Consider the following 24874-nt stretch of genomic DNA (forward strand, 5'->3'; position numbering starts at 1 on the left):
AATATACCGCTTATGATGCGTGAACACTTACTCGTTGGAGTATTTCTTATACTTACTTTTCAAGGTTTTTCACAATCAAAAAATCCGTTACTGGCAAAGCAATTAACTGAGCAACAAGCTTGGGTTGATAGCATTTACAATAAAATGACCTTAAAAGAAAAAATAGGTCAATTGTTTATGGTAGATGTTTTTTCTAGTGATCCAAAATCTAAAACAGATGCTATAAAGACACTTATCAAAAATAATCATATTGGAGGGGTTATTTTTTCTAAAGGAGGTCCTATGCGTCAGGCAAAGCTCAATAATGAATATCAGGCATTGAGCAAAGTTCCTTTAATGATGGCGATGGATGCAGAATGGGGTCTGGCAATGCGATTAGATTCTACTTATGCTTTCCCATGGAATATGACTTTAGGAGCTATTAAAGACAGTAATATTGTAGAGGAAGTAGCCAAGCAAATAGGTTTGCATAATAAACGAATGGGCGTTCATATAAACTTTGCGCCGGTTGTAGATATAAATGTAAACCCTGAAAATCCCATTATAGGCAACAGATCATTTGGTGAAGACCGCAATAATGTAACCGATAAAAGCGTGGCTTTTATAAAAGGAATGCAAGGAGCCGGCGTGCTAGGAAGTGCAAAACATTTTCCGGGTCACGGGGATACAAATCAGGATTCGCATAAGACGCTTCCTTCGATTCCATTTAGCAGAAAGCGCTTAGATTCCATAGAAATGTATCCGTACAAAAAAGTTATTGATGCGGGGATCGCTAGCATTATGATTGCGCATCTTAATGTTCCTGCATTAGAGAGCAAACCGGGTTATCCTACGTCGTTATCTCAAAAAGTTGTAACTGGCCTCTTAAAAGATAGTTTAGGTTTTCAAGGATTGATATTTACAGACGCTTTAAATATGAAAGGCGCATCTAACTTTAAAGAACCAGGTCTTATAGATCTGGAAGCTTTTAAAGCAGGTAACGATATTTTGCTTATGAGTGAGAACGTGCCTAAAGCGATGGCCAAGTTTGAAGAAGCGTACAACGCAGGAGATATCACAGAAACCCGCCTGTCGCGTTCCGTGAAAAAAATATTATTTGCAAAATTTAAAGTAGGTCTTAATAATTACCAGCCGGTTAATACTACAAATCTTATTAAAGACCTAAACAGTGTAGAAGATGATGTGATTTACCGTAAGGCAATGGCTAGTGCTCTTACTGTACTTAAAAATGACCAAGCGATTTTGCCGGTTAAAGATTTAGATCTAAAAAAAATAGCATACGTTGAGCTGGGCGATGACAGTGGAAATCCATTTTATAAATCGCTACAGAAATATGCCGAAGTGACAAAAATAAGCGCTTCTAGCAGTGCCGAATATTTAAATAAATTAGAAAAATATAATTATGTTATTATAGGTTTTCATCGTTCTGATGATAACCCCTGGAAATCATTTTCAATGACTTCTGCAGATATTGCTATTATAGAAGCCATAGCCAAGTCAAAACCAACGGTTCTCGATGTTTTTGTAAGACCATATGCACTTTTAAAACTGAATGATATACGTGCAATTAAAGGTATTGTAATGTCTTACCAAAATAGCGCAATAGCTCAGGATTTAAGTGCTCAGTTGATCTTTGGTGCTATAGGTGCACAGGGCAAATTGCCGGTTTCACTAGGAAAAAACTTTCAGATTAATACAAGTTTTGAAACGGGTACTTTACGCAGGCTACAATATGGTGTACCTGAAGAAGAGGGTATGAATTCAGAAAAACTGAAAGAAATTGACGAACTCGTCAAAGAAGGACTTACCAATGTGATGTTTCCGGGGGCTCAGGTTCTGGTGGCGCGCAATGGTAAAGTAATCTATGAGAAAGCTTTTGGTCATCATACCTATACAAAACGAGAGGATGTAAAACTTACTGATGTTTATGATTTGGCATCAATAACTAAAATTCTGGCTACATTACCTTTATTGATGGAACGTTATGATGCTGATAAATTTAAACTTAACGATAAATTAGGGAGTATTCTTCCGGTTTTAAGAGGCACTAATAAAGAAGATATAACCATTAAGCAGGTGCTTTCGCATTACGGTAAGTTGAAACCCTGGCTTCCGTTTTACAGAGCCACTTATGATGAAACCGGTCACATATCAAAAAAATACTATCGCTCTTCTTCCGAGGGCGATTTTTCTATAAAGATTGCTGATGATATGTTTTTGCGTAAAGATTATCCTGATACAATTGTCAAGATTATTGCAGATACAGATTTATTACCATCTCGAGTCTACAAATACAGTGACTTATCTTATTTTCTGTTTAAAAAATATCTTGAAGATACTGCTTTAACAGATCTTGATACGCTTAGCCAGCGCATGTACTACAAGAATCTTGGTGCAAATTATATGGGTTATAAGCCTCTAAGCTTTACTCAAAAAAGTGGTATAATACCTTCTGAAAATGATACGTACTGGCGTATGCAACAAATACAGGGTTATGTACATGATATGGGAGCGGCAATGACAGACAACGTGGGTGGTCACGCCGGTTTGTTTAGCAACGCTAATGATGTGGCTAAAATGATGCAGATGTATTTACAAAATGGATATTATGGCGGTAAACGCTTTTTTTCAAAAAATACAATGAGTGATTTTAATACCTGCTATTATTGTAATGAAGGTGTGCGCAGAGGTGTAGGCTTTGACAAGCCGCAGCTAGGAACTGTAGGCGGCACGTGTGGTTGTGTTTCTAAAGCTAGTTTTGGACATTCAGGATTTACAGGAACTTTTACCTGGGCAGATCCTGAAACGCAAATCGTGTACGTTTTCTTATCAAACAGAACCTTCCCTGATGCAGAAAATCGAAAGTTAATACAGTCAGATCTTCGCAGTCGTATTCAAGAGGTAATTCAGAATGCTATAATTCCTTAGCAATTCTTCTTAAATAAAATCTAAAACCGCTTTAGAGATATCGGTGCTGGCTTAATAATTGGTAATTTTAAGCCATGAAAATAGCTATAGTTTGTTATCCCACATTTGGCGGTAGTGGTGTTGTCGCTACCGAGTTGGGTATTGCATTATCTAAAAGAGGACACGAAGTTCACTTTATTACTTACAAACAGCCGGTTAGGCTTGATTTGCTTAATGAAAAGATTTTTTTTCACGAAGTAAATGTTCCCGAATATCCACTTTTTCACTTTCAGCCGTATGAGTTGGCGCTTTCTAGTAAACTTGTAAATATCATCAAGGCCTATCATATAGATGTGTTGCACGTGCATTATGCCATACCACACGCCTACGCCGGTTATATGGCAAAAAAAATGCTTCAGCAGGATGGCATAACCATACCGATGGTAACTACTTTGCACGGTACAGATATCACGTTAGTAGGAAGTCATCCGTTTTATAAACCTGCAGTAACCTTCAGCATTAATAAAAGTGATGTGGTAACTTCAGTATCTCAAAGTCTAAAAGACGATACAAACCGTTTATTTGATATCAAGCGTAAGATTCAGGTAATTCCTAACTTCATAGATATAAATACGCTTAAAGACTCTTTTACAGATTGTCAACGCGGATTAATGGCTACCGAAGAAGAGCGTATTATCACCCACATTAGTAATATGCGGGAGGTAAAATGTATTCCCGATGTAATTAAAACCTTTAATGAAATTCAAAAACATATTCCTTCAAAATTAATCATGGTAGGAGAGGGACCAGAGCGTGGCCCTGCCGAGTTGCTCTGTGAGCAATTGGGTATTTCAGGTAAGGTGATATTTTTAGGAAACAGTAACGAAATTGACAAGATATTGTGCTTTTCAGACTTATTTCTGTTGCCTTCAAAAGCAGAGAGTTTTGGTCTGGCGGCTTTAGAAGCAATGGCGCACGGTGTCCCGGTTATCTCGTCTAACGCAGGTGGTCTTGCAGAGGTAAATACACACGGTTACTCGGGTTATATGAGCGATGTAGGTGATGTAGATGCGATGGCAGCAAATGCGTTGAGTATTTTAAAAGAGCGTGAAACTCTTGATCTTTTTAAAAAACAGGCCCGTTTACAAGCTCAACAATTTGCTATTGAACGCGTAGTACCTATGTATGAAGAGGTATATTTAAAAGCTATAAATAGAATTAAAGAAATTTCTTCAAAAGCAATTAGTGAATAAAGATTTGATTTTATACGGAACAAAAAAATCCCGTTAGCGCGAGCTAACGGGATTTTTTAATTTATAAAGTTGAGATTAGAATTGGTAACGCAAACCTAAAGCTATATCAAAACCTAAATCATCATTAAAATCATTAAAGCCTATTTCTGGTCTAAAATCTAAAGAGATTAAAAGTGGAATATCAAAATTGTATTCGATACCTATATCACCAGCTCCAAAAAGGAAAACTTCAGAGTTATCGTCATTATTTCTTCCTGGAAAATCATCATCATAGCTTACACTACCTAAACCACCACCTACACCAGCATACCAGTTAAAACCACCGTCAATATTCCAAACCCATTGGTAAAGACCAGCTAATTTAAAAGCATCATATCTGTTACCATCATTGATACCTAAATCTACTTCAAGACGGTTGTTATCACCAAGAGCACGCTGATAGGATATTTCTGCACCAAAACCATCATTGTCTCCTAATCTAAGACCTAATGCATTTTTAGAAATCTCTTGTGCTTGCGAAGAGAACGAAAAACCTGCAATTAAAACAAAAGCTATAAATAATTTTTTCATAATTGTAATTGAATTTGTTGTTTGTTCGGCAAATGTAAGTTCACACCTCCTTTAGTTTTACGAGGGTCCCCCCAATTTTTTGTTAAGCTTATCTTACAAAATGTTAACGCTCTAAAATGAATATAATTGTAACTTTATCCTATGATTACAGACTTTACAGAAGCACTTGATGACCTTGCGAAAACTTTAAAAGGAGATTTATATTTTGATGATTTACACAAAAAACTGTATGCTACAGATGCTTCCGTTTATCGTGAGCTACCTCTGGCTGTGGCCTTCCCGAAGTCTGATGAAGATCTAAAAAGTATAATACTATTTGCAAGGCAACATAAAGTAGGTATTATACCTCGTACTGCTGGTACTTCACTTGCAGGGCAATGTGTGGGAGAAGGTATTGTTGTAGATGTATCTAAGCATTTTACAAAAATAGTATCATTTGATGCAGCTCAGAAAACAGTCACAGTACAACCGGGAGTGATTCGGGATGAGTTAAATAGGTACTTAGAACCACATGGTTTATTTTTTGCGCCAAATACATCTACTTCTAACCGATGTATGATAGGCGGAATGGTGGGTAATAATTCTTCCGGTACAACTTCAATACAATATGGGGTTACGCGTGATAAAGTAATTAACTTAAAAACTATTTTAAGCGATGGTAGCGCTGTTGATTTTAAAGAAATTAATGCTGAAGAGTTTGAGCAAAAGCGAAATTTAGAATCTTTAGAAGGGAGTATTTATTCAGCAATATACAGGGAGTTGAGCACACCCGAAGCGCAACAGGAGATACACGCTAATTTTCCGAAGCCAGAAATACACCGAAGAAATACAGGGTATGCGATAGATGTTTTACTTGATAATAGTGTTCTTGGTACACAAAGTAATTCACCATTCAATATGTGTAAACTACTTAGCGGTAGTGAAGGTACGCTCGCATTTACTACAGAAATAACATTAAAACTTGATGAGTTACCTCCTGCTGAAGCAGTTATGGTTGCAGCACATTTTGAGAGTATAAATGCCTGTCTCGAAGCCGTTGTACCTGTTATGAAGCACAATCTGTATGTGTGTGAAATGATGGATAAAGTAATACTTGATTGTACCTTAAATAATAGAGAACAACAAAAGAACCGGTTTTTTATAGAAAGAGATCCTGCTGCTATTTTAATGCTTGAGGTACGCGCAGCAACTCTAGATGAAGCACGTATTAAAGCGCTACAACTTATTGAAACTATAAAAGCTTCTGGTCTTAGTTATGCCTATCCTACATTAGAAGGTAGCCAGATAAATCAAGCGCTAGAGTTACGTAAGGCTGGGCTTGGCTTGCTGGGTAATATAGTGGGAGATCGTAAAGCAGTGGCTTGTATAGAAGATACGGCTGTTGCTTTAGAAGATCTCGCACCCTATATAAAAGAGTTCACAGCTTTAATGGCGCACTTTAAACAAGATGCGGTTTACTATGCACACGCTGGAGCGGGTGAAATACACTTGCGACCTATTCTAAATATAAAGACTAGTGATGATGTAACTCTTTTTAGAACCATTACCACAGCAGTCGCAAATCTTGTTAAAAAGTATAAGGGTTCTATGAGCGGTGAGCACGGTGATGGGCTCGTACGTGGAGAATTTGTGGAACTAATGATAGGGGAAACCAACTATGCCGTATTAAAACGCATTAAACACACGTTCGATCCTGATAATATATTTAATCCCGGTAAAGTAATAAATGCTAAACCTATGGATGAGCAACTGCGATATACGCCAGACCGTAAAGAGCCTGAGATAGACACGCTGCTTAATTTTGATGATTCGCAAGGGATTTTGCGTGCTGCAGAACAATGTAATGGTAGTGGTGATTGCCGCAAGTTACCAGAGGCAGGCGGCACTATGTGTCCCAGTTACAGAGCTACCCGAGATGAAAAAGATTCTACACGAGGTAGAGCAAATACGCTACGCGAATTCTTAACCCATTCTGAGCGTAAAAACAGTTTTAATCACAAAGAACTTAAAGAAGTTTTTGACCTGTGCTTGAGTTGTAAGGCCTGTGCAAGCGAGTGCCCAAGTAATGTAGATGTGGCTACTTTAAAAGCCGAATTTGAATACCAGTATAAGAAAGAAAATGGAAGTTCGCTACGTACACGCGCATTTGCCTTTAACGCGTATCTTAATAAGTTTGCTTCAGTTTTACCGGGAATTACAAATAAGTTGTATAAGGCTAAATTATCTGGGAGCTTTATTCGCAAAACGCTTGAGGTTGCTCCAGAACGTAGTCTTCCGCCTTTAGCGAAAAAAACATTACGGGCACGTTTTAAAAAATTAAGAGCCTTCAATCCTAAAAATCCTATAAAAACGGTTTATCTGTTTGTAGATGAGTTTACAAATTACCTTGATGCACAAATAGGCGAAGACGCTGTGATATTACTGCAGCGTTTAAATTATGAAGTACGCGTGATTACACATGCAGAAAGCGGGCGTTCTCTAATCTCAAAAGGATTTTTAAAACAAGCTCGAAAATTAGCTCAAAAAAATATCCAAACATTTAAAGATCTTGTAGATGCAGAACATCCTTTAATAGGTATAGAGCCTTCTGCTATTTTAGGGTTTCGGGATGAATATTTAAGATTGTCTAATAATGTGGAAGAAGCTAAAATACTGGCACAAAACACATTTATAATTGATGAATTTCTAAATGCTGAAATTAAACTGGGTAATATAAAATCTACCTCTTTTACTTCGGAAGCTAAGAAACTGAAAATTCACGGGCATTGCCATCAAAAAGCTTTGAGTGGTATAGAACACACCTTTAATTTACTCAATCTACCTGAAAATTTTAAACCTACGATTATACCTTCGGGATGTTGTGGTATGGCAGGTTCTTTCGGCTACGAAAAAGAGCATTATGCATTAAGTATGCAAATAGGTGAGCAAACCTTATTTCCTGCTGTGCGTAAAGCCTCACAAGATACGATAATAGCTGCGCCGGGAACCAGCTGCAGGCATCAGATAAAAGACGGGACGCAGCGCGAGGCATTGCATCCCGTAACTATTTTAAAAGAAGCTTTAGTTTAGAATTAATTTTAAACTGAATTTAGCATCAGATTCTTCTAGTGTCATAAAACCATCGTGTAGATTTTTTTGTTCTACCGCATAAGGGTAAAAACTTATAGGTTCTATACAAATCATATTAGTCACCTCTGTCCACAGCATAAAATTGCCAAAACCTGCAGACTTTAGAGTAATTGATTTTTTATCTTTTAAAGTGATTTCTGTGCAGTCTGCTACTTGATAGGCTCGGCTACCTACAGCTAAAACTTCTTCTAAAGTAATTTCTTTTGTAGCAGTCTGAATTATCGGTTTTTCAGTTTGCAGGTTAAATGCAGGATGATAGCCCAGCATAAAAGGCATTCCTTTTTCTCCGCTTATTATAAATTCAACTTCTAAAGCATTCTCGCTTAAGGTAAATTGCTTTTTAAAATTGAAATCATACGGCCAGGAAAGCCATTCTTCAGTAGACTTATCTGGAAATTTTGAGTTTTTTACTTTTGTATTTGCCTTATATTTTTTTTCAAATATAGCAGTGGTTTCCGTGGCCTCTATACAAGTATAGGTAAGTTCACGTAACAAACCATGTTGATCTTGAATAGCACTTTCTTTAGGTGTTTCTACTCTAAAATTAGCTTGATCTGTAGGACCTATTATCGGAAACATTTCGGTATCTGCACTGCGCCATCCGGGAGTTCCTTTTTGGTGTATATATTGATAGTCGTCTTGCAGGAAGCTAACAAGTTCGCCTTTATCAATAGTTACGTTGAGGTTTTTTAAGTGTAGCTGTGTCATCTAGTTTAGGTTTTCTAAAGCGTTATAATAATCGAGTCGCAGATCTTCGTGAAGACCTTCAACTTTCTTGGTGATATATTCTAGTTGTCTCAAATAAAGATTCCGTAAGGTATTGTTATTACGAATAGATGGTTCAAAAGCATCCATTTTCTCGCAGAAATAAATAAGAAGCTGTACTTCAGTTTCTTTGTTACCTGAGTATCTGATGTATTTTTTTATTTCCTTTAAAATTTTACGAATCGCCTTTTTAAGCCAGTAGTAATTTTTTGTATTCGCTGCTTCAAACTGCGCATCAATTAATTCTTTGACAGAATCTATGTAACCCGCCTCATAGTCTGACTCAAAAAGCAGGTACGTAAGGAGTTCTTTATTTTCCTTTTTAAAACGAGAGAGTTTAAGGCATAGTTGTAGTAATTCTTCTGTGTCTTTTTCCTTAAGTTCTTTTTTAAGTTGCGTTACGGTTGCTGTCTTCATTGTTGCAATTTAGCGAAAATGCTGTTAAGGCTTGTTAATACTAGCCTTTCAAAAGCTAAATTAGATTTAAAAAGTTGCGGTTGGTAGGATTGATTGTTAGATTTAGATATAATTAAAAAATAAAAAAACAACGATATGAAATTTTCAAGAAACGCATCTGCAAACTGGAAAGGAAAAATAAAAGAAGGACAGGGTACAATCTCAACCGAAAGTACTGTTCTTGATGAAGCAAAATATGCCTTTGGTACCCGTTTTGAAGATGGAAAAGGTACAAATCCTGAAGAGCTTCTGGGAGCGGCACACGCAGGATGTTATACGATGCAGCTTTCTGCATTTTTAGGAGAAGAAGACTATACTGCAGACAACTTACACACAGATGCAAAAGTAACTTTTGAAGATGGTGAGATTACAAAAGTGCATTTAACCTTAAAAGGTAAAGTATCAGGAATTAGCGAAGAAGAATTCGTAAAAATTGCTAACAAAGCAAAAGAAAATTGCCCGGTTTCAAAACTGTTTAAAGCAGAAATCACTTTAGATGCTACTTTAGACTAATTATTTTGAACTGAAGTAAATATTAAGTCGCCTACGGCGGCTTTTTTTATGAGTAGAACTCAAATACTGAAAGTGTATATTTGAGCATTTAAAAGTGATTCTCTGTGGTGCAAATGCTTCTATTTCTTTTACCGGCACTTATAGCTTTTGCAATGACCTTTGCTATCGGGCAATTGTTATGTAAACCTTTTTTTGCCCAGTATTTTTTAGCAGAAACCGGTGGAGAAAAATTACACAAAACAGCTGTGCCTGCATCGGGAGGTATTGCGTTATTTTTTGGTATTTTTTGTACCGCACTCGCTTTTGAAGGAGATTATTTGATTCGTAATCACTTATATCTCTTGTTAGGATTCTCGGCAATGTTTCTCTTAGGGCTTGTAGATGATCTAAAATCTTTAGGATGGTTACCAAAGTTGTTTTTTCAGATTCTGATTATTAGCCTTGTGGTCATTTTTGCAGATTTGCGCTTACAATCTGTTTTACTCGAGCACAGTTTTTTTCAGATACCGTATTACATCAGTGTTATTTTAAGTATCGTGTTACTCACTTTTTTTACCAATGCTTTTAATTTTATAGATGGCATAGACGGTCTTGCAACCACAGTTGCTTTACTCTTTATTTTAGGTTTGTTGTATTTTCAAATTCCATTCTCTAGTGTATTTTTAATGTGTGTGGGAGCAGCACTTTTTGGATTTAGAAGAATAAATAAAGAACCTGCGGCATTATTTATGGGAGATAGTGGTTCTTTATTTTTGGGCTTTTTGTGTGCAGCTTTTTTAATAATTTTTATAGAAGCAGATTTAACGGCTTCAAACACCAGACTTGAGAGTTACCAACAACGTTTACCTATTATTGTAGCGCTCTTTTGGTATCCTATTTTTGATACAATACGCGTTTTAATAATACGTATATTAAGTGGTACATCTGTTTTTAAAAGAGATAGATTACATAGTTATTCGTTACTGTTACGAGTGGGTTACAGTCATACTCAGATTGTAATTCTGGTTGTTTTTTTAACACTTATTCAAGTAGCTGCTGTACTGTTTATAGAACCTAAAATAGGATTGACCGTTTTTTTTCTTTTGCAAATTGTTTTTTGGCTCCTACTTCATTTATTTCTCAACTTATTGATTAAAAATTTCAAAAGGAGAAATCTAAAAAAGTAACAATGCTTAAACCCAAGAAAATAGCACTTGCCTTACCGCAAATTAGTGAGCAGGATACTGTTTCCGTAAATGAGGCCTTGAAAGCAAACTGGGTTACTTCTGGCGGGCCATTTGTAGCTGAGTTTGAAACAAAGTTAAAAGAGACTTTAAATACAAGCCGCAGTATAATAGCGCTAAACTCTGGTACTGCTGCGCTGCATCTTGCTTTGACGTTAACAGGTGTTAAACGTGATGATTTAGTCTTGTGTCAAACTATGAGTTACGTTGCAAGCGCTAACCCCATTCAATATTTAGGAGCGCGACCAGTTTTTATAGATAGTGAGCAAGACACCTTTAACTTATCACCTAACTATCTCAAAACTGCAATAGAAGACTGTTTAGAAAAAGGCAAATTACCGGCTGCACTTGTTGTGGTGCATTCTTATGGATTACCTTGTAAAATAGAGGAAATTGCAAAAATTGCAAGCCACTATAAAATACCCTTAATTGAGGATGCGGCAGAAGCATTAGGAAGCAGGTATAAAAATAAGTCTTGCGCACTTTTTGGAGATTATGGTATTCTTTCTTTTAACGGAAATAAAATTATTACTACCGGTGGCGGCGGTGCATTAATTTGCAAATCTGCAGAAGATGCGCAACGTGCACGCCATTTGGCTAGTCAGTCAAAAATAGGTCAGGCAGGTTTTGAGCACGATGCTGTAGGTTTTAACTACACGATGCCGGGACTTAATGCAGCTTTGGGAATGAGTCAATTAAAAGCGCTTAATTCGCATATTGAAGCTAAGCGTAACATTCATTTTTTTTATAAGGAAGTCATTGCGCAAATACCAGGTGTTGAGTTGTTAGAAGTACCTGATGATTCGTACTATTCAAATTATTGGTTAAGTTGTATTCGGTTAAATTCTCAACTACTAAAGAATAAGTCTTCGGAAGGTTTACGCAAGTTTCTGGAGCAACACGAAATTGAGTCTCGTTTTCTATGGAAACCGCTACATTTACAGGGTATTTATGAAAATCAGGAATTTTATGGCGGAGATGTGGCAGAAAACTTATGGAAATCTGGACTTTGTCTACCTTCAGGTTCTGGTTTGACAGCATTTGATCTAAATAGAATTAAAGATGCTTTGCTTGATTATTTTTTCAATTAGATATGAATGGTATCTCCTTATTAACTAACGAAACATTACTTATTACCGGAGCTGCCGGAAGTATAGGTCGTGAACTCGTTTTAGGGTTTGCTTTTAAAAAGCCTAAGCGACTGATTTTAGTTGATATTTCAGAAACCGGTTTGCATAGTTTGCTTGAAGAATTAACTGTTAAGTTTTCTGAAGTAACAGTTTCTTATTTTGTAGAAAGTGTTTGCAATGCAGATTTTTTAAATCATCTTTTTGTAAATTTTAAAATTACATCTGTTTTTCACGCTGCAGCCTATAAACACGTTTCTTTAATGCAGGAAAATACCTGTGCTGCTATTACTACAAATATTTTAGGAGCACAATTACTCATTGATAGTAGTATAAAATACAAGGTCAATCAAGTAGTGGTGATTTCAACAGACAAAGCAGTGAGCCCTGTAAATACAATGGGAAGAACAAAAAAGGTAGTTGAGAGTTATTTAAATTTTAGGCTAAAAGATTGTGTAAATACTAAGCTGATTGCATTAAGACTTTGTAATGTATATGGGTCAGCAGGCTCAGTAGTGCCGGTCTTCAAAAAGCGTATCGAACAAAATTTACCTATTGAGATAAAAGATAAAAATCTTGTGCGTGATTTCATCTCATCGACACAAGTGCTTGAGATGTTTAACTATTTACTCGCTAATAAAGAACTTGAGGGACTATTTATTCCGAAGAAAACTGAAAAAAAAGCCATTACGCAAATTGCAACAGAAGTACTTCATGCCTTTGCTGTTGATGCTAAAAGTTACCCTATTGTATTTACAAAACTTCCTAAAATAGAAAAACTAGAAGAAAAGCTTTGGTCTTCTACGGAATCAAGAAAAAATATTGAAAATTCTCCTTTAGTAGCTGTAGAAAACACAACTGATATATTGTTTGACTTACAAATAATGCAAGAATGTATTGCAGCTGCACAAAACTATTCGATAGAAAATGCACAAAATAAATTAGTTGTGCTTACCTCGGCTTAGCTACTAAAAGTAGTATTAGTGTTAGAAATGATGCGATCTAATGCAAGCTCATATTTACCTGAAAGCTTCACCTTTTTTAACCCCTCTATATGACGCATATGGTGAGTGTCTGTTCCTAAAAATTCGTATTTACCATCGTTTAAAAGTTGAAGTGCTACTTTTTCAATTCCCGGGCCATAGTATCCACTTATCGACAATGCATTTAGCTGAAATTTACAAATAGCACCTAATTCGGTATAAACATCCATAGTTTTGTGATAAAACGCGTAACGCTCAGGATGTGCTAAAACAGGTATAAAGCCTGCATTACCCAACTTAAAAAGTATTTCTCTAAGATTAATAGGTGGTTGCAGATAAGACATTTCTACAAGAACATAATTATCTTTTAAAGGAAGAATATTTTTTGCTTCTATGAGATCTGCAAAAGACGAGTCCATCATATATTCTGAAGAAGCTCTTATTTTAAAATCGTTTTGATTTTTTTCAACTAAAAAAGCTTCGAGTCGCTGCTTAGCATCTATAATAGTTTCAGGATTATTGGGGTAATAATCACTTATAGTATGAGGTGTGCAGATGAGCTCTGTAATACCTAACTCTTTAAAATAAGTTAAAAGCTGCAAAGAATCTTCAGGAGTTTTAGCTCCATCGTCAATTCCGGGTAGTATATGATTATGAATATCTGTAAATTCGCCCAGCTTAGAGGCTAAAAATTTTTTAGAATTAAATATAGAGAACATGCTTCTTTATTTTTGGCAAAAGTAAACAATAGATTGAGTTAAAGCCTACACTTAACAGAGCTTTAGAGTTAAAATACTTATGATGAAAAAAATACTGATTTTACATATATTTCTTGGTGCATTATTACTTAATGCTCAGGATAGTATAGTTACATCTATAGAGACACGTGGTATGATATCTAGCGGTGATTCACAGCCATTTTGGTTCTATGCCAATCAAAAAGGACGACTAGATTCTCAAACAAACTTTTTGGCATTAGCAGAATTGAAATATGCTAATCAGTTTAATGAGTCAAATAGTTTAGAAATAGGGGGAGGTTTAATGTACAACGACGGTCTATATGACGGTGCTAAAATTGATCAATTATATGCAACCTACAGATGGAAAATAGTCGAAGCAAGTGTAGGTGTTAAACACAGAGCTGAAAAATTAAAAGGGATCTCAAGCGTAGGTGGTGACATAATATGGAGTAATAATGCACGAGCGCTGCCAGGTTTGTATATAGAAATGAAAGAACCTATAAAAATTTTTAAGTGGCTTGAAGCCAAAGCAACTTTTGGACATTACTTTTTAGAGGAAGATCGTGTTGTGCAAAATGCCTTAGTTCATCACAAAAGTTTGGATCTTGCATTAGTATTTTCTCCTAATGATCGTCTATCTGGCGGTATGCAGCATTATGTACAATTTGGAGGAACTTCAATTAGTAGGGGTAAGCAACCTAGCAGTTAAAGAAATTTTATAGATGTTTTTTTGGTCAAGCTTCGAGTACAAATGATGCATTTGAGGGAGATCAAATTAATTCACTTGGTAATGGCCTTGGTTCTTATCAATTAGCTTATGATATGAATAGAGAGAAATTTCTTTTAAAACTATATCATCAATCATTATTTGAAGATACATCAGGCATTGAGTTAAGCAATTTTCCTGATGGAGTCTGGGGGGCCTTTTTAGAACCGAAAAACTCAAAATATATTGATGCCATATTATATGAATACGTGCAGACCGTTTCTCAAAGTGGCAGGTTTGAGCGCGGAGGAGCAATAGGTAGGTTTAGCGGTGGCGATAGTTATTTCTGGAACGGTATTTATGGTACTGGCTGGCAATATCAAAATCGTATTATAGGATTGCCTTTTATACTTCCGGGAGAATTTGGACAACGTTTTAAAAACGATCGTAGTTTTGTGCATCATCTGGGAATGACGGGTTCGGTAGGATCATTTAATTATAAAGCAAAAGGAACTTATGTAAAAAATCTCGGTACTTATGATAAGCCCTATCCTAAATCTGAACAAGCAATATATTCCTTTTTAGAATTGGAGTATCCTACTCATTTTGGGGCTTTTACAGGTCTCTTTGCTGTTGATTATAGTAATCTAAGTAAAGAAAATTTAGGTTTAGGATTAAAATATAATTACAGTTTTTAAGAGCGCTTGATAGCTTCATAGATTTTGGAGTAATTGAGTATATTGCTTTATAATCTATGCTTTAGTGAGATTTCCTAATTTATATTTTCATATATTAATTCTACTGGCTTTTAATTTTTTAAATGCTCAGGAACTTCCTCCTATACTTAATTTTTCTCCAGATTACTACAACGCAGAAAATCAAAATTGGGCTTTAGCCCAAGATGATTCTGGTTATATCTATTCAGCAAATAATAGTGGTCTATTGCAGTTTGATGGTGCAAAATGGCGCTTGTACCCTTCACCTAATAACACCATTATAAGATCTGTAGCTACTGTAGGTACCCGTATTTATACAGGTAGTTATATGCAGTTTGGTTTCTGGGAAGAAGACCATACTGGGAAGCTTGTTTACAATTCACTCAGCGATTCATCAAAAATACCCATTTTAGAAGATGAGCAATTCTGGAATATAATACCGCTAGATCATTGGGTGTTATTTCAATCTTTGAATAGAATCTACAGCTATAATATTAATACGAAGTCTTTTGAAGTTATTAAAAATGACGGTACGATAAGTAAATCGTTGTTGCTTGACGGGAAGATATATTTTCAAAGTGTAGATGAAGGATTGTTTTCTATGTTAAATGGAAAGAAAACTTTAGTATCAGATTCACCAATATTTAAAGATAAACTTCTTGTAAATCTTTTTAAAGTAGCTAATTATATTGTAGCTGTGACTCAGCATTCCGGTTTTTATAAATTAGAAGGGGACGAGGTTTCTACCTGGAATACTTCCGCAGATAAAGAACTTTTAGATAAGACCATATATAGTAGTAAACAACTTGAAGATAAAACGCTCATTGTAGGTACCATTTCTAATGGTGTTTATCATTTAAGTGAAAACGGATCTATTTTATATCATATTAACCAAAATGCAGGTTTAATAAATAATACAGTGTTGAGTATCAATGAAGACCGAAATGCAAATGTGTGGTTAGGTCTTGATCGTGGTATTGCTTTAATAAACAGTAATTCACCGTATCGGGTTTACAAAGATAATAGTGGTGAACTTGGAGCTGTATATAGTGCTGTTGTAAATGATTCAACACTTTATTTAGGTACAAATCAAGGGTTATTTTATAGAGATTTATATAAACCGGAAATCCCTTTTAAGCTCGTGCCTAGTACAAAGGGGCAGGTGTGGTTTTTAGAAAAATTAGGAGATGATCTTTTTTGTGGCCATCATGAGGGCACTTTTTTAGTCAAAGATAGACGTGTTGAACGTATTTCTTCTGCACAGGGAACCTGGAAAATACAATGGCTTGACGAAACCAAGAAGCTGGCCTTGCAGGGTAATTACAATGGACTGTATGTCTTAGAAAAGCGAGGTGATGATTGGAGTGTACGTAATAAAATAGAAGGATTCAACATATCAAGTAGGTATTTTGGCTTAGGAGATGCCTATACACTTTATGTAAATCATGAATATAAAGGGGTTTTTAAATTAAAGTTTGATAAGAATTACCAACGAGTAACCAATCAAGAACTCGTTCAGAATTTAGAGAAAGGTGAGAAATCGGGCATTGTAACTTACGGTGATGCTTTGATTTATGCATCAGATAACGGAATTTTCAAATTAACCGAAGGGAGCCCAATGTTTATTAAAGATTCTGTTCTAAGCAGTGGAATGTTTAAAAAAGGTAATTATTCTAGCGGTAAACTTACCTATGATGCAATCAAGAAAAGACTTTGGGGCTTTAATTCTGAAGATATTTTTTATTTTGAACCCGGCAGTCTTGCTCTAGCACCTAAAGTAACTCATATTCCGTTTTCTGCAGAAAAAAGAAGCGATGTAGCAGGTTTTGAGAATATAACTTTTCTGGAGAATAACAGGTATCTTCTAGGAAACTCCTCTGGTTATACCATTTTAGATTTAGATAAAGATATAGATCGTGATTATTCAATACATCTACGTTCTGTGCAGAATGGGAGTATAGACCAGAATCTAAAAAATATTTCGTTAAATGAAAGTTCAACGTTTAAATCAAAAGATAATAATTTTCTGTTTAATTATAGTGTCACTAATTACGACACCTTTAAATCTATAAAATTTCAATACAGACTTTTGGGTCTTTATGAAGATTGGAGTAGTTGGAGCAGTGCTTCTCAAGTTTCTTTTGAAAATTTACCATCAGGCTCCTATACATTTGAAGTACGAGCCCGCGTAGGCGATAAGGTTACAACTGAAGTAACTTCTTATAAGTTCACCATTAAGCGCCCCTGGTACCTGTCAATAACTATGCTCATTATCTATGTTATTCTACTTCTAATAATATTTATTACAATTCACATATTCAACCGAAAATTCTATAAAAAACAAAAACAACGACTTATTGATATTAATGCACGTAAAATTGAACTTTCGCGTTATGAAAATGAGCGTAGAATTATGCAGCTTGAGAACGAAAAACTCGTTCAGGATGTAGAAAGTAAAAACCGAGAACTTGCAGCTTCTACAATGAGTATTGTTAAGAAAAATGAATTGTTGAATGCAATTAAAAAGGAGTTAATGCCATCAAGTGATGAGGGTGATATGAAATCTGTGATTAAGATTATAGATAAAAATTTAAACCCTAAGAAAGATTGGGAGTTTTTTAGTCAGGCTTTTAATAATGCAGATAAAGATTTTCTAAAAAAAATTAAGGCTAAGCATGCTAAGCTAACTCCGAATGATTTGAAATTGTGCGCATATCTAAGACTTAATTTATCTTCTAAAGAAATTGCACCACTTTTAAATATTTCAGTACGTAGTGTTGAGATTAAACGATACCGTTTGCGTAAAAAAATGGATCTAGATCACGAAGATGGCCTTGTAGAGTACATTTTATCTATCTAAACGACTACAACAATAATTAAATTCACCTATACATTACCTATACGAAAACGATAGTAATAGAGGTTTTACAATGTTTATATGCTCTCTTCTAAACTTTAACATATACCCTTTACGTGCCTTTACGCATACGTTTTCGTTGAGATTTTTATAATGCAGAAGATCTATTTATGAATTGTATATTTTTTGTTGTGGTCTAAATTTTCAAATTTGAAAAACACTTATATAGATTTGATTCACAAATTAAATTTATATGAAATCATTTTTATCCTTGATCTTATTTGGGTTTTTAAGTACTGCTGTTTTTAGTCAGGCTTCTACTCAAGTTCGTATCTCTGGTACCGTGACAGATGCAACAGGAATGCCATTACCGGGCGTTAATGTTTTAGTAAAAGGTACTAATAGAGGTACAAGTACAGATTTTGATGGTCTGTTTACTATTGATGTCGCATCAGGAAACCTATTACAGTTTTCGTATTTAGGTTTTGTAACCAAAGAAGTGTCGGTTACAAGTGCTACAAACTTGTCTATTACTCTAGATGAAGATGCAAGCACACTTGACGAAGTGGTTGTAGTGGGTTACGGTACTCAAAAAAAGAAAGAAATCACCGGTGCAGTTAGTGTTGTTAGTTCGGAGACTATTGAAGATCAGAATCCCGTGCGTGTAGAACAAGCTTTACAAGGTAGAGTTGCGGGTGTAAACATAAGTTCTAACTCGGGTTCTCCGGGTAGTGCTTCTACAATATCGATACGTGGTATTTCTACTAATGGTGATAACAGACCTTTAATTCTTGTTGATGGCGCTGTTATCGAAGATTTGAGTGTGATTAACCCTAACGACATAGAAAGTATTAATGTATTAAAAGATGCAACGGCAGGTATTTATGGTGTGCGTGCAGCAAATGGTGTAATTTTAATTACAACTAAAGGCGGTCGAAAAAACACAGATTTACGAGTTGATGTAGATTCTTATGTAGGTCTTCAAGAAACTACACGCAAACTTCCGGTTTTAAATGCTACTGAATATGGAGCAATTATCAACGAAGCTTACGTCGCAGGAAATCAAGCTCCGCCGTTTCCTAATCTTGCTTCTTTGGGGCAGGGAACAAATTGGCAAAATGAGGTATTTAGACAAGCTTTATTGTCTGATGTAAATGCAACGGTTTATGGAGGTGGTGAGAAATCTACGTATTCCGTTGGTGCAGGGTATTTAGATCAAGATGGTATTGTAGGTGGTGGTGCTGTAAACTTTAATAGACTAACAGCAAGAGGAAGTTATAATCTTGATATTTTAGAAAATTTAAAGCTTTCTACAACGGCAATTTATACAAATTCTAACCGAAAAACACTTTCTGAAAACGCATTAGGTTCAGTATTGTTTAATGCGGTAAATATGGCGCCTACGTTTAATGTACGCGATGCTAATGGAGACTTTACCATAGCTAATGGTTTGGGCAATGAGGTAATTAATCCTATAGCACAAATAGCAAATACATTTAATACGAATGAGGTTGCTAAAATTACCGGGACCGTTGGACTTTCATACAATTTCTGGGATCATTTTACAGCAGAATCACGCTATCAGTTTAATTATTCTGAAGTGCGTGGCCGTAGCTTTTTACCATCAGAATTGAATTTTGGTGATGGAAAAGTGTTTAACAATTTAGGTGTTAATCAATATTTTGTAAACGATAGTTTCTTTAGAGATTATACGTTTGATAACTTTTTAACCTATAAAAATACATTTGCAGACGATCATAATCTAACAGTGTTGTTAGGTATGTCTGTCTTTAAAACCAGTGGTGAGTTTTACAATTTTACGGGGCGTGATGTTCCCGGTAATACATTTGCCGAAGCTGGTTTAGATGGGGCAGGAGAAGTGATAGATGCACGCGATATTAGTGGTCCTGCAGAATTTGACCAGCGTTTATTATCTTATTTTACTCGTGTTCAATACAATTATAAAGAACGCTATTTACTTTCGGCCGTACTACGTCGAGATGGTTCTTCAAACTTTGGTCCTGAAAATAAATTTGGTTATTTCCCTTCTGCATCTATTGGTTGGGTAGTAAGTGACGAGCCATTTTATGGTACGAGTGATGTTTTAAACTTCCTTAAAATTAGAGCGAGTTACGGTATATTAGGTAATGACCGTATAGGGGCTTTTGGTTATATCTCTACGCTAAATGCTGAAGGTACTTATGTTTTTGACAACGAGCTTGTAAATGGTGTGGCTGCTGGCCAACTTTCTAATCCCGAAATTAAATGGGAACGCCAAAAAACATTTGATTTAGGTTTTGATTCGCGTTTGTTTAATAACAAAATTGATCTAACAATAGATTACTTCAAACGTAGAACAGATGATTTACTTCTTATTCCACAGGTTTCTGGTATTCTGGGTGTATATGCACCTGGAGCAGGAGCACCTATTGTAAATGCAGGTAGTGTTGAAAATAGCGGTTTTGAATTTTCAATCTCTTATGACGAAAATATAAGTGATGATGCAAGTTTCAATCTAAGTTACAATTTTACGACACTTAAGAATGAAGTAATTGCTGTGGGTAATGAAAGCGGTTTTATTCCCGGAGGCAGCTTCGGTTTTGGTCAGGAAGAGCCTGCACGTATGGAAGCTGGTTTTCCAATCGGGTATTTCTACGGTCTACAAACTAACGGAATCTTTCAGTCTCAGGCAGAAGTAGATGCACACGCTACACAAACCGATGCAACACTCGGTGATTTAAGATTTGTAGATCAGAATGGCGACGGATTGATAGACGGTAACGACCGCGTTAACATAGGCGATCCTATTCCAGATGTTACGATGGGGCTTAATCTAGGTTTTAAGTATAGGAATTTTGACTTTACTGCATATGCTTTTGCTTCTATAGGTAATGACATTATACGCTCATATGATCGTAATCAAAATCTTACTAATAAAACAAATTATGTACTAAATCGCTGGACGGGACCAGGATCAACAAATACATATCCGCGAGTTACAATAGGGCCCAACTCTAACTTATTGTTTTCAGATTTTTATGTTGAAGACGGCTCGTATTTAAGACTACAAAATATACAGCTGGGTTACAGTTTAGGTAATGATGTTTTAGACCAGTTAGGAATACGCAAATTACGCTTTTACCTGGCAGTAACTAATGCATTTACGCTTTCAGAATATAACGGTTATGATCCCTCTGCATCGTCTGGAGCACCTATAGGTGGTGGTATTGATCAAGGTTTTTACCCGGTACCCAGAACCTACACAGCAGGAATGAACTTCAAATTTTAATAGAAGAGCGATGAAAAAAATAAAAATACAATTAGGATTTATTGCGATGCTGGCTTCAGCTGTACTTGTGGCTTGCGGTGATGATTTTGTTGAAGTTGACCCTATAAATGAAAATTCTGAAGATTTCTTTAATTCTGAAGAAGATTATCAGGATGCTTTAGTAGGAGCTTATGATTTATTACAAGCGACGTACTTAAATGTAATGGTAGGTGAGATCGCTTCGGATAACACATTAGCCGGTGGCGAAAGCGCTACAGATACTCCGGGTATTCAGCAAATAGATAATATGACGCATACCCCTGTAAATCAACAGTTACGAGATATCTGGGGATGGATGTTTGCGGGTGTAAATCGTGCAAATTATATTTTAGAATTTCAGGATAAAACAGATTTTGCCGGAAAGGATCAGGTAATTGCCCAGGCACGTTTTTTAAGAGCATACTATTATTTTGAATTGGTAAAATGGTTTGGCGATGTGCCTTTAGCGGTAGATCAGCGTCTGCTATTTGGAGATCAGTTTACTATAGACCGCACACCTAAAGCGGAAGTTTATGCACAGATTGAACAAGATTTGATTTTTGCTGCAGAAACGCTTCCGGCTACACAGGCAGAGCAAGGTCGTATTACTAGCGGTGCAGCACGTGCACTTTTAGGTAAAGCCTATTTATATCAAGATAAATTTGCAGAAGCAGCGAGTGCATTAGATCTTGTAATTGCCGGCCCTTATGATTTAGTAAATGATTATTCAAGCATTTTTGAGCAAGAAGGAGAAAATAGTATAGAATCTGTTTTTGAAGTTCAGTATACAGATAAAGAAGGAGCTGGTTTTGGCTGCTTGCAGTGTAGTGAAGGTAATGTGGCTGTAGGTTTTAATGGAATACGTAATTATAGCGGACCTCTCTTTGACAGTGGATTTAGCTTTAATATTCCCGTTAAAGATGTCTATGATGCTTTTGAACCCGGTGATTTGCGAAGAGATATTGCAATATTAAATATTGAGGAGTTTTCAGCAGCTAACGGAGCTACATTTAATGAAGGCTTTGAGCATACGGGGTTTTATAATAGAAAGTACATCGCTCGTAAGGGTGATGCAAACTTAGGTGATGCAAACCTTACTAATCCTAATAATTACCGTTCTATACGTTTTGCAGATGTACTACTTATGGCTGCAGAAGCACATAACAGTAAAGCCACTCCTAACGACGGTCTAGCGCAGCAATATTTAAATCGCGTGCGTAGAAGAGCATTTGGTGATACTAATCATGATATAACTGCTTCAGGAGCTGCATTAACAGATTTTATTTATGAAGAAAGAAGACTTGAGTTAGTGGGAGAAGGACACCGCTTTTTTGACTTGGTACGTACCGGTAGAGCAGCTCAAAATATAGATGGCTTTCAAGCCAATAAAAATGAATTATTCCCTATTCCCGCAATCGAGATTCAACTTGCTGGAAACCGTTGGGAACAAAATCAAGGATACACTAATTAATACACTACGATACAATGAAAATTTTAAAATTACTAGTTGCATTTATAGCGGTAGTTACAGTTTTTACAGGTTGTGAAGATGATGTCATTACTAATTATGCATTTCAAGATATTTCTGCGCCTACAGGCGTAACAGCAAATTTCGGAATAACGCAAGATGATACTGGCTTAGTAACAATTACACCAGTAGGTGAAGGCGCTTCTACATTTACAATTTATTATGGGGTAGAAGGCGCAGAACCACAAACTATAAATGCGGGTGAAACAACATCTTTTACCTATACAGAAGGCGAGTATTCAATACGTATTGTAGCTACGGGATCTACAGGATTAACTAGCGAGTTTAATCAAGTAGTTAGGGTGTCATTTACAGCACCTGAAAACCTTTCTTTTGAAACCGCAGTAAGTGGTTTAACAGCTGTAGTAACTCCTGCAGCAGCTAATGCAACTATGTTTGATGTGTATTTTGGAGCTAGCGACGATGAAGAGCCGGTTACTGTAATGGCAGACTCATCTGTAGAATTTACATATGCAGAGCCGGGTGAATATAGTGTACGCGTAGTGGCAAAAGGAGCAAGTGTAAATACAATTGAATTAACAAAAACTATAACAATCACCGGTGCTGTTGATCCAGTTGTATTGCCCGTTACTTTTGATAACCCAACTGTAAATTATGCATTTGGGGTATTTAATGGTGCGTCGTTTGAAGTTGTAACAAATCCTGACCTTTCTGGAGCAAATACAACAGATTCTAATGTAGGGGCAATCACAAACTCTGGAGTACAATTTGAAGGCGGAGCGTATAATCTAGGTGAGCCGGTTGATTTTAGTGGAGCCAATAAAACAATTACAATGAAATTTTGGTCTACAGTTGAAGTACCGGTTTTATTAAAATTTGAAGGTGGTGTAAATGGTGAGCGTCAAACTGAGATTACAAAAACACACAGCGGCTCGGGATGGGAAGTTTTATCTTTTGATTTTGCTACTGAGGCGATAAAAAGTTTTATTGATGGTAATCAAGGTGTAGGTGAAGCATTCGTTCCTTCAGGACAGTACGCAACCATGGTAATTTTTGTAGATGGTCCCGGTACAACTGCAGGTACTTTTTATATTGATGATATAGAGCAGTCTGGAGGAGCTACAGAACCAATGATTGCAGCAACTGCTCCGACTGCAGCAGAAGCTGATGTGCTTTCAGTTTTCAGTGATTCGTATACAGATCCGGCATCGGTAAATTATTTTCCTGATTGGGGGCAGTCAACAACTTACGAGCAAGTTGATCTTAGTGGAAATGCAGCGATTAAATATGGAAATGCAAACTATCAAGGTATAGATCTTGGAGGTGAATTTGACGCCTCCAGCTATGAATTTATACATATTGATGTATGGTCTGCAGATTATGCAAGTATTCCGTTTTTTATCATTGATACTTCAGGAGAACGTCCGGTAAACTTAGAAGTTACCGCTGGAGAGTGGACCAGTATAGATATTCCACTTTCAGCATTTACAGATCAGGGAATTTCGTTAAGTAACGTATTTCAATTTAAGTTTGATGTACAACCTAATAATGGAGGTACTTTTTATATAGATAACCTGTACTTCTACAATGCGAGTGCTTCAGTACCAGATAGCCCGCAAGCAGCTGCACCGGCACCTTCGTTTGACGCGGCAAATGTGATCTCATTATTTAGTGATGCGTATTCAGATGTAAATATGGCTACCTGGAGAACAGACTGGTCTGCTGCGACTTTAGAAGATCTAAGCATTGCAGGAAATGCTGTTAAAAAATATTCAGCATTAAATTTTGTAGGAGCAGAACCGGTGTCACAAATTAATGCCAGTGCAATGACGCATTTTAGCACCGATATGTGGACGGGAGATGCTACTCAAATCAGAATTAAATTAGTTGATTTTGGAGCTAATGGAACCTACCAGGGAGGTGATGACAGTGAGCACGAGATTGTATTAAATTTTGATAATGGTGATTTTATTCGCAACAGCTGGGTAACGTTAGATATTCCATTAGCAGATTTTACAGGGCTTACCTCACAATCTAATATTGCACAATTGATTTTTTCTGGAGGACCAGCCGGTGAAACAACGGTTTATATTGACAACGTATACTTTCATAACTAGGATTTAAATAGCAAGA

The 24874-nt window shown here is 36.2% G+C and carries 16 protein-coding genes and 1 pseudogene; 13 read left to right on the forward strand and 4 right to left on the reverse strand.

Going from position 1 to position 24874, the window contains the following annotated elements; genetic code table 11:
* Positions 1-15: 15 nt before the first annotated feature.
* Entirely contained in the window at positions 16-2928 is a 2913-nt protein-coding gene (locus ACIGAM_RS09185; RefSeq protein WP_396511350.1) for a glycoside hydrolase family 3 N-terminal domain-containing protein, read from the forward strand.
* Between the two features lie 74 nt (positions 2929-3002).
* Positions 3003-4160, forward strand: coding sequence for an N-acetyl-alpha-D-glucosaminyl L-malate synthase BshA (gene bshA / locus ACIGAM_RS09190; protein WP_396511161.1), 1158 nt, complete (start codon positions 3003-3005; stop codon positions 4158-4160).
* A gap of 75 nt (positions 4161-4235) precedes the next feature.
* Here bshA and ACIGAM_RS09195 read toward each other — a convergent pair whose 3' ends face one another.
* Positions 4236-4730: a hypothetical protein gene (locus ACIGAM_RS09195; RefSeq protein WP_396511162.1), complete on the reverse strand. Its 495-nt coding sequence runs from the start codon at positions 4728-4730 to the stop codon at positions 4236-4238.
* Positions 4731-4871: 141 nt separating this feature from the next.
* On the opposite strand from ACIGAM_RS09195, the gene ACIGAM_RS09200 reads away from it, so the two are divergent.
* Positions 4872-7799, forward strand: coding sequence for an FAD-binding and (Fe-S)-binding domain-containing protein (locus ACIGAM_RS09200; RefSeq protein WP_396511163.1), 2928 nt, complete (start codon positions 4872-4874; stop codon positions 7797-7799).
* Here the strand turns inward: ACIGAM_RS09200 and ACIGAM_RS09205 are convergent.
* Both ACIGAM_RS09205 and ACIGAM_RS09210 read right to left on the reverse strand, forming a co-directional pair.
* Positions 7791-8567: an aldose 1-epimerase gene (locus tag ACIGAM_RS09205; RefSeq protein ID WP_396511164.1), complete on the reverse strand. Its 777-nt coding sequence runs from the start codon at positions 8565-8567 to the stop codon at positions 7791-7793. The two genes, ACIGAM_RS09200 and ACIGAM_RS09205, sit on opposite strands and share 9 nt — an antisense overlap.
* The gene (locus ACIGAM_RS09210; protein WP_396511165.1) at positions 8568-9041 is read right to left on the reverse strand and encodes a hypothetical protein; all 474 of its coding nucleotides are present in this window, start codon (positions 9039-9041) and stop codon (positions 8568-8570) included.
* Positions 9042-9176: 135 nt separating this feature from the next.
* On the opposite strand from ACIGAM_RS09210, the gene ACIGAM_RS09215 reads away from it, so the two are divergent.
* The 4 genes from ACIGAM_RS09215 to ACIGAM_RS09230 all read left to right on the forward strand — a co-directional run bounded on the left by ACIGAM_RS09215 (position 9177) and on the right by ACIGAM_RS09230 (position 12908).
* Positions 9177-9593, forward strand: a complete 417-nt coding sequence (locus ACIGAM_RS09215) for an OsmC family protein (protein WP_396511166.1) — start codon at positions 9177-9179, stop codon at positions 9591-9593.
* Positions 9594-9706: 113 nt separating this feature from the next.
* Positions 9707-10759, forward strand: a complete 1053-nt coding sequence (locus ACIGAM_RS09220; RefSeq protein WP_396511351.1) for a glycosyltransferase family 4 protein — start codon at positions 9707-9709, stop codon at positions 10757-10759.
* A 2-nt stretch (positions 10760-10761) separates the two neighbouring features.
* Positions 10762-11907 carry an aminotransferase class V-fold PLP-dependent enzyme gene (locus ACIGAM_RS09225; protein ID WP_396511167.1) on the forward strand — a complete coding sequence of 382 codons (1146 nt, stop codon included), beginning with the start codon at positions 10762-10764 and terminating at the stop codon, positions 11905-11907.
* A 2-nt stretch (positions 11908-11909) separates the two neighbouring features.
* A complete protein-coding gene (locus ACIGAM_RS09230; protein WP_396511168.1) occupies positions 11910-12908 on the forward strand; it encodes a polysaccharide biosynthesis protein in 999 nt (332 codons plus the stop codon).
* On the opposite strand, the gene ACIGAM_RS09235 is transcribed toward ACIGAM_RS09230, so the two are convergent.
* Positions 12905-13645, reverse strand: coding sequence for a tyrosine-protein phosphatase (locus ACIGAM_RS09235; protein WP_396511169.1), 741 nt, complete (start codon positions 13643-13645; stop codon positions 12905-12907). The two genes, ACIGAM_RS09230 and ACIGAM_RS09235, sit on opposite strands and share 4 nt — an antisense overlap.
* 79 nt (positions 13646-13724) lie before the next feature.
* Between ACIGAM_RS09235 and ACIGAM_RS09240 the strand changes: the two genes are divergently transcribed.
* From ACIGAM_RS09240 to ACIGAM_RS09265, 6 genes and pseudogenes are all read left to right on the forward strand, one after another.
* Positions 13725-14375 (forward strand): capsule assembly Wzi family protein, encoded by a 651-nt coding sequence (locus ACIGAM_RS09240; RefSeq protein ID WP_396511170.1) that lies wholly within the window; start codon positions 13725-13727, stop codon positions 14373-14375.
* A 56-nt stretch (positions 14376-14431) separates the two neighbouring features.
* Positions 14432-15070, forward strand: a pseudogene (locus ACIGAM_RS09245) (hypothetical protein); the annotation flags it as partial.
* Positions 15071-15134: 64 nt separating this feature from the next.
* Entirely contained in the window at positions 15135-17948 is a 2814-nt protein-coding gene (locus tag ACIGAM_RS09250; RefSeq protein WP_396511171.1) for a triple tyrosine motif-containing protein, read from the forward strand.
* Positions 17949-18198: 250 nt separating this feature from the next.
* Positions 18199-21234, forward strand: a complete 3036-nt coding sequence (locus tag ACIGAM_RS09255; protein ID WP_396511172.1) for a SusC/RagA family TonB-linked outer membrane protein — start codon at positions 18199-18201, stop codon at positions 21232-21234.
* Between the two features lie 10 nt (positions 21235-21244).
* Entirely contained in the window at positions 21245-22723 is a 1479-nt protein-coding gene (locus ACIGAM_RS09260; protein WP_396511173.1) for a RagB/SusD family nutrient uptake outer membrane protein, read from the forward strand.
* A gap of 14 nt (positions 22724-22737) precedes the next feature.
* The gene (locus ACIGAM_RS09265; RefSeq protein ID WP_396511174.1) at positions 22738-24858 is read left to right on the forward strand and encodes a hypothetical protein; all 2121 of its coding nucleotides are present in this window, start codon (positions 22738-22740) and stop codon (positions 24856-24858) included.
* Positions 24859-24874: the final 16 nt, after the last annotated feature.

It is taken from the genome of Leeuwenhoekiella sp. NPDC079379, from assembly GCF_044542075.1.
Lineage (GTDB): Bacteria > Bacteroidota > Bacteroidia > Flavobacteriales > Flavobacteriaceae > Leeuwenhoekiella.

Bases quoted from the DNA above. Each gene is read 5' to 3' on its own strand.
- ACIGAM_RS09185 (WP_396511350.1), top strand. From the start codon at position 16: ATGCGTGAACACTTACTCGTTGGAGTATTTCTTATACTTACTTTTCAA.
- bshA (WP_396511161.1), top strand. From the start codon at position 3,003: ATGAAAATAGCTATAGTTTGTTATCCCACATTTGGCGGTAGTGGTGTT.
- ACIGAM_RS09195 (WP_396511162.1), bottom strand. From the start codon at position 4,730: ATGAAAAAATTATTTATAGCTTTTGTTTTAATTGCAGGTTTTTCGTTC.
- ACIGAM_RS09200 (WP_396511163.1), top strand. From the start codon at position 4,872: ATGATTACAGACTTTACAGAAGCACTTGATGACCTTGCGAAAACTTTA.
- ACIGAM_RS09205 (WP_396511164.1), bottom strand. From the start codon at position 8,567: ATGACACAGCTACACTTAAAAAACCTCAACGTAACTATTGATAAAGGC.
- ACIGAM_RS09210 (WP_396511165.1), bottom strand. From the start codon at position 9,041: ATGAAGACAGCAACCGTAACGCAACTTAAAAAAGAACTTAAGGAAAAA.
- ACIGAM_RS09215 (WP_396511166.1), top strand. From the start codon at position 9,177: ATGAAATTTTCAAGAAACGCATCTGCAAACTGGAAAGGAAAAATAAAA.
- ACIGAM_RS09220 (WP_396511351.1), top strand. From the start codon at position 9,707: ATGCTTCTATTTCTTTTACCGGCACTTATAGCTTTTGCAATGACCTTT.
- ACIGAM_RS09225 (WP_396511167.1), top strand. From the start codon at position 10,762: ATGCTTAAACCCAAGAAAATAGCACTTGCCTTACCGCAAATTAGTGAG.
- ACIGAM_RS09230 (WP_396511168.1), top strand. From the start codon at position 11,910: ATGAATGGTATCTCCTTATTAACTAACGAAACATTACTTATTACCGGA.
- ACIGAM_RS09235 (WP_396511169.1), bottom strand. From the start codon at position 13,645: ATGTTCTCTATATTTAATTCTAAAAAATTTTTAGCCTCTAAGCTGGGC.
- ACIGAM_RS09240 (WP_396511170.1), top strand. From the start codon at position 13,725: ATGATGAAAAAAATACTGATTTTACATATATTTCTTGGTGCATTATTA.
- ACIGAM_RS09255 (WP_396511172.1), top strand. From the start codon at position 18,199: ATGAAATCATTTTTATCCTTGATCTTATTTGGGTTTTTAAGTACTGCT.
- ACIGAM_RS09260 (WP_396511173.1), top strand. From the start codon at position 21,245: ATGAAAAAAATAAAAATACAATTAGGATTTATTGCGATGCTGGCTTCA.
- ACIGAM_RS09265 (WP_396511174.1), top strand. From the start codon at position 22,738: ATGAAAATTTTAAAATTACTAGTTGCATTTATAGCGGTAGTTACAGTT.